General features: G+C 70.7%; 13 protein-coding genes and 1 riboswitch. Of the genes, 7 read left to right on the forward strand and 6 right to left on the reverse strand.

Going from position 1 to position 12,499, the window contains the following annotated elements:
• Positions 1–94 precede the first annotated feature (94 nt).
• The 3 genes from ACZ48Z_RS29245 to ACZ48Z_RS29255 all read right to left on the reverse strand — a co-directional run bounded on the left by ACZ48Z_RS29245 (position 95) and on the right by ACZ48Z_RS29255 (position 2,750).
• Positions 95–1,330, reverse strand: coding sequence for an ATP-binding protein (locus tag ACZ48Z_RS29245; protein WP_468738872.1), 1,236 nt, complete (start codon positions 1,328–1,330; stop codon positions 95–97).
• On the reverse strand, positions 1,327–2,103 hold the full coding sequence (locus ACZ48Z_RS29250; RefSeq protein WP_468738873.1) for a hypothetical protein: 777 nt from the start codon (positions 2,101–2,103) through the stop codon (positions 1,327–1,329). Before ACZ48Z_RS29250 ends, ACZ48Z_RS29245 begins: the two co-directional genes overlap by 4 nt.
• 140 nt (positions 2,104–2,243) lie before the next feature.
• The gene (locus ACZ48Z_RS29255; RefSeq protein ID WP_468738874.1) at positions 2,244–2,750 is read right to left on the reverse strand and encodes a protein-tyrosine phosphatase family protein; all 507 of its coding nucleotides are present in this window, start codon (positions 2,748–2,750) and stop codon (positions 2,244–2,246) included.
• Positions 2,751–2,860: 110 nt separating this feature from the next.
• Between ACZ48Z_RS29255 and ACZ48Z_RS29260 the strand changes: the two genes are divergently transcribed.
• Positions 2,861–3,664 (forward strand): nuclease-related domain-containing protein, encoded by an 804-nt coding sequence (locus ACZ48Z_RS29260; protein ID WP_468738875.1) that lies wholly within the window; start codon positions 2,861–2,863, stop codon positions 3,662–3,664.
• A gap of 201 nt (positions 3,665–3,865) precedes the next feature.
• On the opposite strand, the gene ligD is transcribed toward ACZ48Z_RS29260, so the two are convergent.
• The gene (gene ligD, locus ACZ48Z_RS29265; protein WP_468738876.1) at positions 3,866–4,747 is read right to left on the reverse strand and encodes a non-homologous end-joining DNA ligase; all 882 of its coding nucleotides are present in this window, start codon (positions 4,745–4,747) and stop codon (positions 3,866–3,868) included.
• Between the two features lie 62 nt (positions 4,748–4,809).
• Between ligD and ku the strand changes: the two genes are divergently transcribed.
• A complete protein-coding gene (ku, locus tag ACZ48Z_RS29270; RefSeq protein ID WP_468738877.1) occupies positions 4,810–5,880 on the forward strand; it encodes a non-homologous end joining protein Ku in 1,071 nt (356 codons plus the stop codon).
• A gap of 66 nt (positions 5,881–5,946) precedes the next feature.
• On the opposite strand, the gene ACZ48Z_RS29275 is transcribed toward ku, so the two are convergent.
• Both ACZ48Z_RS29275 and ACZ48Z_RS29280 read right to left on the reverse strand, forming a co-directional pair.
• Positions 5,947–6,447 carry a peptidylprolyl isomerase gene (locus ACZ48Z_RS29275; protein WP_468738878.1) on the reverse strand — a complete coding sequence of 167 codons (501 nt, stop codon included), beginning with the start codon at positions 6,445–6,447 and terminating at the stop codon, positions 5,947–5,949.
• Between the two features lie 290 nt (positions 6,448–6,737).
• Entirely contained in the window at positions 6,738–7,829 is a 1,092-nt protein-coding gene (locus tag ACZ48Z_RS29280; RefSeq protein ID WP_468738879.1) for an acyltransferase family protein, read from the reverse strand.
• A gap of 920 nt (positions 7,830–8,749) precedes the next feature.
• Between ACZ48Z_RS29280 and ACZ48Z_RS29285 the strand changes: the two genes are divergently transcribed.
• The 5 genes from ACZ48Z_RS29285 to ACZ48Z_RS29305 all read left to right on the forward strand — a co-directional run bounded on the left by ACZ48Z_RS29285 (position 8,750) and on the right by ACZ48Z_RS29305 (position 12,489).
• Positions 8,750–8,908, forward strand: coding sequence for a short-chain fatty acyl-CoA regulator family protein (locus ACZ48Z_RS29285; RefSeq protein ID WP_468738880.1), 159 nt, complete (start codon positions 8,750–8,752; stop codon positions 8,906–8,908).
• Between the two features lie 14 nt (positions 8,909–8,922).
• A riboswitch (cobalamin riboswitch) is annotated at positions 8,923–9,100 on the forward strand.
• Positions 9,101–9,162: 62 nt separating this feature from the next.
• Entirely contained in the window at positions 9,163–10,203 is a 1,041-nt protein-coding gene (locus tag ACZ48Z_RS29290) for an ABC transporter substrate-binding protein (protein ID WP_468738881.1), read from the forward strand.
• On the forward strand, positions 10,200–11,213 hold the full coding sequence (locus ACZ48Z_RS29295; protein WP_468738882.1) for a FecCD family ABC transporter permease: 1,014 nt from the start codon (positions 10,200–10,202) through the stop codon (positions 11,211–11,213). Before ACZ48Z_RS29290 ends, ACZ48Z_RS29295 begins: the two co-directional genes overlap by 4 nt.
• The gene (locus tag ACZ48Z_RS29300) at positions 11,210–12,031 is read left to right on the forward strand and encodes an ABC transporter ATP-binding protein (RefSeq protein WP_468738883.1); all 822 of its coding nucleotides are present in this window, start codon (positions 11,210–11,212) and stop codon (positions 12,029–12,031) included. The genes ACZ48Z_RS29295 and ACZ48Z_RS29300 overlap by 4 nt, the downstream gene beginning before the upstream one ends.
• Positions 12,032–12,078: 47 nt before the next feature.
• Complete coding sequence (locus ACZ48Z_RS29305; RefSeq protein WP_468738884.1) at positions 12,079–12,489, forward strand: (2Fe-2S) ferredoxin domain-containing protein; 411 nt, start codon at positions 12,079–12,081, stop codon at positions 12,487–12,489.
• Positions 12,490–12,499: the final 10 nt, after the last annotated feature.

Consider the following 12,499-nt stretch of genomic DNA (forward strand, 5'->3'; position numbering starts at 1 on the left):
CGTGAGCGGGGTACGAACCTGACTGTTCGCCACGTTAGGAGGAGGCCGGGAGGGTCGCCTTTCGAGCGGGGCCATAGGAGAACCCGCCCGGGAACTACCGCAACGTCAGCGTCGCGACGGCCCCGCCGTCCTGCGCGTTCGCGAACGAGAGCCGGGCCCCCAACACCTCTGCCTGCCCCACCGCGATGGTCAGCCCCAGCCCGTGCCCGCGCGCCCCGCCCTCCGTACGGAACCGCTGCGGCCCGTGCTCGACGAGATAGTCCGGGAACCCGTCCCCGTGGTCCCGGACCGTCACCACCGTCCCGTCCACGGTCAACGACACCGGTCCCCGCCCGTGCCGGTGCGCGTTGGCCACCAGGTTCCCCAGCACCCGCTCCAGCCGCCGCCGGTCGGTGTCCACGGCAACGTCCCGCACGACGACGACCTCGGTGTCGGTCCCCGACGCCCGCACCACCCGTTCGGCCACGGCGGCCACGCGCTCAGTGTCCACTTCCAGCAGCTCCCGCCCGGTGTCCAGCCGGGAGATCTCCAGCAGATCCTCGGTCAGCGTCCGCAACGCCCCCACCCGGTCCCGCACCAGTTCAGTGGGCCGCCCCGGCGGCAACAGCTCGGCGGCCGCGTGCAACCCGGTCAGCGGCGTCCGCAACTCATGCGCGACATCCGCCGTGAACCGCTGCTCGCTCAGCAGCTTCCCCTGCAGGGAAGCCGCCATGGAGTCCAGCGCGGCGGCCACCGCCGCCACCTCGTCCTGCGGCCGCGCCGGATCCTTCGTACGGGGATCGTCGACGCGCGCGTCGAGGTCGCCCGCACTGATCCGCCGGGCCACCCGCGCGGTCGTGTGCAACCGCGCGGTCACCCGGGTGACCGCGAACGCCCCGACCAGCAGCGTCGCCGTGATCGCCAGCCCCGACGACCACAGGATGGCCCGGTCCAGCGCCGCGATCGTCCGCGCGTTCTGCGAGTAGTCGACCTCCACGGCCAGCGACCGGTCCCCGTCCACCGGACCCGCCGCCCACATCGTCGGGCGCCCTCCGTGCACGCCGACCATCGTGCCGCGGTCCCCGGCGACCGCCAGCGCCCGCAACGACCCGGGCAGGTCCGGCGGATCCACACCGGCGTCCCACTTCAGCGTGTCCCCGGCCTCGTACGCCTCGGTCGCGTCCTTCAGCCGGCTCAACGCCAGGTCACGTGCCTCGCCGACGGTCTGGTTCGTCACCGACACGTGCACGAGGACACCGAGCAGCGCCGCGAGCGCGCAGCACATGACGGTGATGAACACGGCGGCCTTCACGGCTAGCGTGCCGGACCAGCGGGGGAGCGCGAGTCTCATCGCGCGCTCGCGGACGGGCCGGGCGAGGCGGCGGGGACGCGGGTGCTCTTGCCCGTGCGGAGCATCTCGTCGTGGGTGAGGAGCATCGCCTTCTGCTCCGGGTCCCAGGTCCACTGGAGCCGGTACTCGTACCCGGCCACCTCGGACGGCGAACGGATGATGACGGACCGCCCGGCCAGCTCCACCCCGCTGACCGCGTCCTCCCAGTGCATGACCTGCACGAGCCGGTGCTTCTCGACGGTGTAGACGCGTACGGCGGTGATGCCGCCGGGCAGCTGGCGGAAACCCAGCGTCAGGTCCACGCGCCCGTCACCGGTGAGGTCGCGGTAGTACGGCCGCAGGACGGGGCACTCCTTCCCGGCCGCGCCGCTCCTGCCGCAGTCGGCCATCCGACGGGCCGTCGTCACATAGCCCCCCGCGGAGTAGTCGCCCGGGGCCGACCTGATCTCGGCGCGGACGACCGCGACCGGGTCCACCGCGCGGATGTCGTCACCGGGGACGGAGACGCCCTTGACGACCTTCGTGTCCACCTCGTCGATCGTGAAGGCGGGGCTGGCGGCGGGCGTCAGCTGCGGCCACAGCCGGTCCGGACCGGTCGCGGTCGGCGTCGAGCCCGCGCCGACCAGGTCGCCCGCGTCACCGCAGCCGGCCGCGGCCGCCGCCAGCAGGGCGACCACGACGACGGCACGGGCCGTACGGCGTGCGCGTGCGCACGCGTATGCGCATGCCGTGTCGGCGCGAGGCGTACGGGGTGCGCGGCGGGCGGGTGGCACTGTGCTCCTGGGGTCTGCGCCTGAGGTCTGCGGGCCGGGGTTCCGGGCTTGGGTTCCGGGCGGGGGCGTGCGTCGTTAACGGCCCAGGCCACCTTATTCATGTGGAAGTCCTCTTTGCGTTCTGGTGGGTCCGGACGGCCCTACTCGGTCAGCTCCTCCAGCAGCCGGGCCGTCGGAAGTCCGGCCCGGAGATAGTCCACGAACAACTCGTTGTGCAACGCCCACGGCGAACGCCGGCCCCGGATCAGCCGGATCGCCTCGTCGGCGGTATGCCCCCTGCGGACCAGAGCGTGCGCCACGACCAGCCCCGAGCGGTTGTAACCGTGGTAACAGCGGACGAGGACCGTGCGGCCCTCGTCCAGTGCGTCGCTCGCGGCCCGAGCCAGGCGCATCACGCCCGCGAGCTGCGTTCCGTCCAGCGGCCCGTCCGGAATCGGCCACACATGGTGCTCGACGCCCGGATCGGGACCGTGGCCGGGCAGCCGCAACAGCGTCTGCACGACATCGAACTCGTCCCGTACGACCGCGAACTCCCGCTGCCCGGAAAGGCCCCGGAACTCGTGCCCGCCCATCCACAGCCCGGGCACGACCTCGTCCCACGCCCGGTCCGGAGCCGGTACATCGGGTTGCTTCCTGCGGGTCCGCAACAGCGCCTCCCCAAGCCCCTGCGACAAGCCCTGCAACTCACCCCAAAGGTAGCCGCCTTCTTGCCTGCGCAGCACCCCGCCTGTTCCCATGGTCGGTGGGGTGATGGTGCATGAGCGGACTGCGCGTCGTACCGACCTGGCGCCACGGTCAGGAACGGCTGTACGTCTGCCTCACGGACGGCAGGAACATCGCCTGGTACGACCGTGAGGCGGCCCGGATCAATCTGCTGAGCGAGGACCGCAGAGAAGATGTGCTGGACGTCCTCGGGCCCTTCCTGACCGGCCGGGTGGCCGTGGGCCCACCCCCGGTGCCGACACCCGCCGAGCTGGCCCGGCTCTCCCTCCACCCGGACGACGACCTCGCGCCCAACCGGCCCGGCGAAGCCCTCCAGGTCGCCCTCGACCGGGATCCGGGACCCTCGCACCGGCTCCGCCGCGACCCTCGCCGACGCGCGCTGGAGGCCGAGCAGACGGTGGGCGACGCCCTGGACCGCCTGGACGCCGCGGGCTGGCACACCCTGCACTCCGTGCCGCTGCCCGGCGGCGACCGCGTCCACCATCTCTTGATCGGGCCCGGTGGACTGTTCGCCGTGCACGCGCTGTACGCCCGCAAGCAGCGGGTCACGGTCACCGACCCGATGGTCGCCCTCGGCCGCCGCGACCCCGAGCCCCTGCTGCGCCGCGTCCGCGCCGACGCCGACCGGGCCTCCTACGCCCTCACTGCCGAGGTCCACCCGGTCCTCGCCCTGGTCGGCCCCACGGACATCACGGTCACCCTCCCGCCCCGAGGGACCCGCATCCTCGACGACACGGACCTCGAAGGCCTCGCCCGACTCGGCGGAGTCCTCAAACCGGCAGACGTGGAAGCCCTGCACGCAATGGCCCGAGACCGCCACACCTGGACAAAGGTCTGACACAGCGCCACGCCCCCAGGGGCGCGGCCAACCACAACGCACCCGCACTCACCGAGCAGGCCGACCCGGCACCCACCCAGGGGCGCGGGGAACGGCGCGCCCAGCCCCAACGCACCCGCACCCGCCGAATCACCCCAGGGGCGCGGGGAACGGCGCGCTCAACCACAACCCACCCGCACCCGCCGAACCCCCCGCACCCCCTCACGGCAACGCCGCCGCCCCGTCACGATCGAGAAGCGGAGCCAACAGGTCACCGTAATCCTCCAGCCGCGTCCCCATGTCCCCCGCCTGGAAGGCGAGTTCCCCCGGCGCCCCGCACCCCGAGACCTCCGCCCAGGTCACCGGCGCCGACACCAGAGGAAGAGTCCGGGCCCGCAGGGTGTACGGCGTCGCAGTCGTCTTGCGGGCAGCGTTCTGACTCCAGTCGACGAAGACCTTCCCGGGACGCAGATTCCGGGTCATCCGGTGCAGAGCCAGCCGCGGCATCGCCCGCTCCGCCTCCACGGCGAGCTGCTTCGCGTACTCCGACACCCGGTCGGACGACGCACCCCGGACCGCCGCCAGCAGATGCAGCCCCTTCGACCCGGCCGTCTTCGGGTACGCCTCGATACCGTCCGCCGCCAGCCGTTCCCGCAGCCAGAGGGCCACCTCGCAGCACTCGACGACCGTGGCGGGCGGGCCCGGGTCGAGGTCGAGGACCAGACGGTCGGCCTCGTCGGGGGCGCTGACCGGCCACTGGTGGGTGTGGAACTCGGCGACCAGGTTGGCGGCCCACATCAGGCTCGCGAGGTCCTGGACCAGCACCATGCGGGCCGGCCCCTCGGAACGGGCGACCTCGGCCGTGGTGACCCAGTCGGGCGTACCCGGCGGGACGTTCTTGGTGAAGAACACCTGGCCCTCGGGCCCGTCCGGATAGCGCAGGAAGGAGACCGGGCGGTCCCGCAGATGAGGGAGGAGGACGTCGGCGGTCGTGGCGTAGTAGTGGAGCAGCTCGCCCTTGGTGAAGCCGGTCGCCGGATACAGCACCTTCTCCAGGTTGCTGAGCGCGATCCGTCTCCCCTCCACCTCAGTGATCGGCGTCATACGATGACAATCTCATGCATACCTAAATAAAATTACGCAAAAGCCCAGAAAGGGTGCTGCTGGTGAGATCCATATGGAACGGCGCCATCTCGTTCGGCCTGGTCAGCATCCCGATCAAGCTGGTGAACGCCACCGAGAGCCACTCGATCTCCTTCCGCCAGATCCACACCGAGGACGGCGGCCGCATCCGCTACCGCAAGGTGTGCGAACTGGAGGACCGCGAGGTCACCCAGGCAGAGATCGGCAAGGCGTACGAGGACGCGGACGGCACCGTCATTCCGATCACCGACGAGGACCTCGCCCACCTGCCGCTTCCGACGGCGAAGACCATCGAGATCGTCGCCTTCGTGCCGGGCGACCGGATCGACCCGCTCCAGATGGACGCCGCGTACTACCTCCAGGCCGGCGGCGTCCCCGCGGCCAAGCCGTACATCCTGCTGAGGGAGGCGCTGAAGCGCAGCAACAAGGTGGCCATCGCCAAGTTCGCGCTGCGCGGGCGGGAACGGCTGGGCATGCTGCGGGTGGTGGAGGACGCCATCGCGCTGCACGGCCTGCTGTGGCCGGACGAGGTCCGCGCGCCGGAGGGACTCGCCCCCGACACCAAGGTCACCGTCAGCGACAAGGAACTCGACCTCGCCGACGCCCTGATGGACACCCTCGGCGAGATCGACCTCGACGAACTGCACGACGAGTACCGCGAGGCACTGGAGGAGGTCGTCGCCGCCAAGGCCGCGGGAGAGGCCCCGCCGCAGTCCCCGGAACCTGCCCGCAGCGGCAAGGTCCTCGACCTGATGGCCGCGCTGGAGAAGAGCGTGCGGGACGCCAAGGAGTCGCGGGGCGAGGAGCCGGCGGAGGTCAGGCAACTGCCACAGCGCAAGTCGGCGCGGGCCGCACCAAAACAAACCGGCGGTAAGAAGTCGACGTCCGCCACGAAGAGAACGCCGGCCGCGAAGAGGACGACGGCGAAGTCGTCACAGGCAACGAAGAAGACGGCGGCATCGGCGAAGAAGGCCACGACCGCGAAGGCCACGACCGCGAAGACCGCGACCGCATTGAACACGGCCGCGAAGAAGACGGCGTCGGCGAAGAAGACCACGACCGCGAGGACGACCGCCCGCAAGAAGACCGCGTGACCTGCGTACTGCCTCCGAAACGGCTCGGCAGCCGCAGGTCCCGGTCCCGTCAGCTGTGCGGCGACGTCAGCCGACGACCTTCGCGGACTCGATGATCACCGGCTCGACCGGCACGTCACCGTGACCGCGGTTGCTGCCGGTCGGCACGACCTTGATCCGGTCGACGACGTCCTTGCCCTCGACGACCTTGCCGAACACGGCGTAGCCCCAGCCGTTCGGGGTCTGGGACTTGTAGTTGAGGAACTCGTTGTCCCCGACGTTGATGAAGAACTGGGCGGTCGCCGAGTGCGGGGCGCTGGTACGCGCCATCGCCACGGTGTACTCGTCGTTCTTCAGCCCGTTGTCGGCCTCGTTCTGGACAGGCTCCAGAGTGGACTTCTGCAGCATCTGCTGGGTGAAGCCACCGCCCTGGACCATGAAGCCGTCGATCACACGGTGGAAGATCGTGCCGTCGTAGTGCCCGTTGCCGACGTACGTCAGGAAGTTCGCGACGGACTTGGGCGCCTCGGCGTCGGCCAGCTCGAGAACGATGCTGCCGAAGTTAGTGGTCAGCTCGACCCTGGACATGGGAATCGTCCCTTTCTGGTGGGGCATGGCCGAAGCATCTTGTCACACGGCTGTGCGGGTACCGGGGGCATGGAGACCCGCCACCGGGCGCGAGGACGGCGGCCACCACGGCTCCCACGGCGCCCGGGACCGCCGTACGACAGCACCGGACCCGTCGGCCGCACATGACTGCCGCCGGCTCGTGACCGTGCCAGTGCCAGTGCCAGTGCCAGTGCTCACGCGCAGCACCTCGGCAGTCCGCTCCACGCTCCGGTCCTCGGCCCGCATCACCGGCCGCTGGACGAGGCGGTTCAGGCCCGCCCGGCTTGAACCGACTCCCGCCGGAACGCCCACCGCATCTCCGGCTCGACCACCCACCGAAAGGCGAGCCGGACGGGTGGCGTGCACAGCAGGGTCACGACGGTGGCGGCGACGAGGGTGGCCACGCCCACACCGAGCGGCCCATGGACCCACGCGGGCCCGTACCAGCCCCAGGAGCGGGCTCCCTGGACGAGGAAGCCGTGCAGGAGATAGCCGTAGAGGGTGCCCGCGCCCAGCGCGGTGAACCAGGTGCGCCGCCCGGGCACCAGGGCGAAGAAGCACCCGGCCAGCACCAGCGAGCACCCGAAGGCGACCAGCGTCATCACCGGCCCCGACCAGGCGGGGCCGCCCAACTCCTGTGCGCTGTCCCGGTGGTAGAGCCAGGCCGCGCTCATCCGCGGCACGACCCAGTAGGCCGCCACCAGCGCGCCGGCGAACACCGGCACCGCCACCACCCGCACCGCACGCCTGCGAACGAACCGGAAGTGCTCCGGCCGCAGCGACAGACCGAGCACGAAGTACGGCAGGAACTGCAGGACCCGCTGAAGGTCGAGGTCGTCACCGATGGACGACGTGAGGGTGGCGAGCATCGCCACGACGAGGGCGAGCGGCACCGGATGCCGTACCCGCTGCCACAGCGGAGTGGTCAGCCGCCACACGAACAACGCCGCCAGGAACCACGTCAGATACAGCGGATCCAGCAGACTCACCGGCCGGTCCGGCACCTGGTCGGTCCACCGCGTGAAGAACGTGTACGCCGTCTCGAACACCACATACGGCACGACAAGCCCGGTCACCAACCGCCGCAGCCGTCCCGGACTCCAGTCGAAGTTCCGCGAGAAGTACCCGGACACGACGATGAACGCCGGCATGTGAAAGGCGTACACGAGCAGATACAGCGCGGACACCCCCCGGCTCCCGTCCCGCAGCGGCTCCCACGCATGCCCCACCGCGACCAGCACGATCGCCAGGTACTTGGCGTTGTCGAAGAAGGCGTCCCGCTCCTTCGGACGCTCGGCTGCGGGTCTTTCCTGAAGTCCGGACGGTTCGGCAGGTCCGGCTGTCAGAACTGGTTCGCGCATCCCGGGCGCCTGACCAATTCAGGACGACCCAAACTTCGTAATCACGTGCGAACAGCAACCCTCCGCGAGCACACCGCGTCACACGTGAATCGGATCAGGCGAATGGTCAACCGGTGCCGCGAAGATCCACGACGAGACGGAAACCGGAGACCCCGAGCGCCACGCGACCTTGAAGTGGGCGGACAGCGACGACCTGGACACCCAGCACGTCTTCGCTGACCTGCTCTCCCGGACCGTTCAGGACTCCTGTCCGGACCTGGCGTGGCACAAGGAGCGCAACACATGCACTTCCGGCGACCTCGCGTCCGGGGCCGCGTAAGGCCGGCAAGGGACCGGGATCACGGGGCCGGGACGGTGTTCGGGCCGCACGCCTCCAAGCCGACCCGCAGCGCGTCGGCTTCTACCACCACGCCGCGCTGTGCACACGATTCCGGCGCCAGGGCGGATTCTGGTACTGCCGGCTGGAGCCGGACTACTGCTTCACCACCGACGGTCACACCGAGCAACCCTACGCGGACCGGCTCCTCTCGGGGATCAAACGCCTGGACCGGCACCCAGCCGTCCGGGGCTGGACCCGCGTGTGGGCCAACTACCTGAACCACGCCGACCTGTTCACCGAACCACGGCCCGTACAGTTCGGCGAACTCGCCACCATGACCGTTGACAGGGGAATCGACGGCCGGTGGTGGGGCCCGGCTCCGTCCGGCACCGCCCCCGGCGGACGACCAGGACCCGTCCGCCGGGGGACAGGAAAGCCTGGACACCGTGCCGGCCGCCGCGGAAACGGACTCCCAGGACCTTCTCAGGCTGCTCCAGGACGGGGACAGTGACGGCGACGCTCCCCGTCGAAGAAGCCCCACGAGCAAGGCCAGGTCCGCAGGGCGACGGACGTCTCGTCGGGGAGGAACGAACGGCGCGAGGTGAGGCCCGCCAACCAGGTCAAGTCCGTCCTGCGCTGCCGCGTCTCGGAACGCCTCGACTGCCCCCAGCGCGCCGCACCGCCCCTGAGCCGTGCGCTGCGGAGCGACGAGAACGCGAACACGTTCGTCCCATACCCCGTGACCGATCACACGACCTGACGATAGGGCGATCTTGATAGCCTCAGCGGGCCAGTCGAGCCACATCCGAGGCCAGGGAATCCGGTGCGAACCCGGAACTGACGCGCAGCGGTGAGGGGGACGGGCGGGGCACACAACGCCACTGGGAGACCGGGAAGGCGCCCTGTCCGGACGAACCCGAGTCCGAAGACCTGCTGGCACCTCCGCGCTCCGTGTGCGGAGGGACGTCCGTAGGCCAGGCTCCGCGTACGAGCCCCGACCCCTGAGGCACGCCCATGCTCCGCACCGCCCTCCGCCCCGCTGTCTTTCTGCTCGCTCCCGCCCTGCTGCTCACGGCCTGCGGCAGCTCCGGAGGTGGCACCGAGGACGCCGAGCCGTCCGCCGTCGCCGGCTACCGGGTGACTCTCGAAAACTGCGGCCACAAGGTCACCCTGAAGTCGGCCCCGAAGCGGGCCGTCTCCCTCAACCAGGGCACCACGGAGATCCTGCTCTCCCTGGGCCTGGCCGACCGCATGGCAGGTACGGCGACCTGGACCGACCCGGTGATGAAGGGGCTGGAGAAGGCCGACGCGTCCGTACCGCGGCTCGCCGACAACAACCCCTCCTTCGAGAAGGTCCTGGACGCCGAACCCGACTTCGTCACCGCGTCGTTCGTCTCCACCCTCGGCAAGGGCGGGGTCGCCACCCGCGAGCAGTTCGAGAAGCTGGGCGTCCCGACGTACGTCTCGCCCTCTGACTGCTCGGCGGGCAAGGACAACGACAGCGGCGGCGACGGATCGCGCAGCAAGCCCCTCACCCTGGATGCCGTGTACGGCGAGATACGCGACCTGGCCCGCGCGTTCGGCGTCGACGCGCGCGGCGACAAGGTTGTCGCCCAGCTGAAGGAGCGGGTGCGCACGGCCACTTCGGGGCTGGATGCCTCCGGTGTCTCCCTCATGTACTGGTTCGCCAACTCCCAGTCGCCCTACCTCGCCGGCTGCTGCGGCGCCCCCGGTGCCATCACCCGTGCCGTCGGCGCGAAGAACGCCTTCGCCGACACCCACGACGAATGGCCCCAGATCAGCTGGGAGACCGTCGCCGACCGCGACCCCGACGTCATCGTCATCGGCGACCTGACCCGCAAGCAGCAGACCGCCGAGACCGCCGCCGCCAAGATCCGTTTCCTGGAGACCAACCCCGCCACCCGCAACCTGACCGCCGTGAAGAAGAAGCGGTACGTCCTGCTCAGCGGGCAGGCGATGAACCCGTCCATCCGCACGGTCGAGGGGATCGAGAAGGTCGCCGCCGGACTGCGCGACTTCGGACTCGCCAAGTGAGCCTGCGCGCCCTGCTGTTGACCGGCGGGGGTCTGTCCGCGCTGCTCGCTTCTGTCGCCGTCGCGGTGACGATCGGGCCGGCCGACATCTCCACGGGGGACGTCTGGGCGTCCGTCGCTTCTCATCTCGGCCTCGGCGAGGGCACGTTGGCGCCGCTTCGGGACGGGATCGTGTGGAACCTGCGGATGCCCCGCACCCTGCTGGCCGCGGTGTGCGGGGCCGGACTCGCGGTGTGCGGGGCGGTCATGCAGTCCCTGCTGCGCAACCCGCTGGCCGACCCGTTCGTGCTGGGTGTCTCCTCCGGCGCCTCCACGGGAGCGGTCGCCGTGGTGGTACTGGGTGTGGGTGGGGGAGTGGTGTCCCTGTCGGCGGGAGCGTTCCTCGGCGCGCTGGTCTCCTTCGCCCTGGTGCTGCTGCTCAGCCACACCCTCGGCGGCAGCACGGACCGGGTCGTCCTGTCCGGCGTTGCCATCATGCAGTTGTTCTCGGCGCTGACCTCGTTCATCGTGCTGACCTCCGCCGACGCCGAGACCACCCGCGGTGTGTTGTTCTGGCTGCTGGGCTCGCTCACCGGCGCCGACTGGGGCCAGGTGCTGCTCTGCGCCGTCGTCCTGGCCGCGGTCCTGGTGATCTGCCTCGGGCACGCCCGCACACTGGACGCGTTCGCCTTCGGCGAGGAGGCCGCGGCATCACTCGGCGTCCACGTGGCCCGCACCCGGCTGATCCTGCTCTGCGCCACCGCGCTGCTCACCGCCGCCCTGGTCAGCTGCGCCGGGGCGATCGGCTTCGTCGGCCTGGTCCTGCCGCACGCCACCCGCGCCCTCACGGGGTCCGGCCACGCCCGCCTGCTGCCGGTCACGGCGCTGACCGGCGCCGTCTTCCTGGTGTGGGTGGACACCCTCGCCCGTACTGTCCTCGACCCCCAGGAGGTCCCGGTGGGTGTGGTGACGTCCCTCATCGGCGTACCGGCATTCGTGGCGATCCTCTACCGAGGGCGGCGGCGGACATGAACGGCCCCACTCCGAACCGCGGCCTGTCCGCCCACGGCCTTCGCGCCGATCGCGTCAGCCGCCACGCCGACGGCCGCCTCATCGTCGACGGCGTCACCCTCGCTCCCCAGCCCGGCGAGACGATCGGACTGCTCGGCCCCAACGGCTCCGGCAAGTCAACTCTGCTACGGCTGCTCGCGGGCGTACTCGCGCCCACCATCGGGGTTGTCACCCTGGACGGCCGCCCGCTGCCCCGGATGGGCCGCCGCGCCGCCGCCCGCCGCATCGCCACCGTCGGACAACATGCAGATACCCAGACCGAACTGACCGTCCGTGACGTCGTCGCCCTGGGCCGCGTACCCCACCGCCGCGCCTGGTCGGCCACCTCTGCCACCGACACCCGGGCAGTCGCCGAAGCCCTGGAACGCGCCGGGCTCACCGACCGAGCCGACCAGACCTGGCACACCCTGTCCGGCGGCGAACGCCAGCGCACCCAGATCGCCCGCGCCCTTGCCCAGGAACCCCGCGAACTCCTCCTCGACGAGCCGACCAACCACCTCGACATCCAGCACCAGCTCGAACTCCTCGACCTGATCGCGGCCCTGCCCGTCACCACAGTCATCGCCCTGCACGACCTCAACCTCGCCTCGATGTACTGCGACCGCCTCCTCGTACTCGCGGCCGGTCGAGCCGTCACGGAAGGCACTCCGTCTGACGTATTGACCCCGTCGCTCATCGCAGAGGTCTACGGCGTCCACGCAGACGTCACCCACGAACCCGGCCACCCGGTCATCCGCTACCTGCGCCGCGCCGCTGAGCCGTCAAACCCGCCCACCTGATACCCGGCACCCCCTTGGGTCTCACCAGGAGAGGAAGGCGCCACGTCATGCCCAGGAACTCCGCAGAGGCGAGGAAAGACGGCCCGCCTGAGCCCGTACCGTGTCGGCTCGTCGTATGCCGGGACTGCTGCTGCGGCAGCCTGAAGGTGAGCGGAGTCGATCACGCAGCACAGACCGCCCGCCTCGCCGAGATCGCGCCCGTGCGCATCTCTGCCTGCCTCGATGTGTGCGACCAGGCCAACGTGATCGTCGTCCAGCCGTCCGCCGAAGCACGCGCCGTCGGCGCCCGACCTGTCTGGCTCGGCCTCGTCAACGACCTGGACGCGACCGAGGACATCGCCGCGTGGGTAAGGGCGGGAGGCCCCGGCATTGCTCCTCGGCCCGCCATTCTCGACCTCTACGCCTTCACGCCGCCACGGCGGCCGGGCTCGCCCCCGTCGCTCGAAGCGGAACAATAGATTCCAGACT

The sequence above is a fragment of the Streptomyces sp. NPDC031225 genome, from assembly GCF_055570355.1.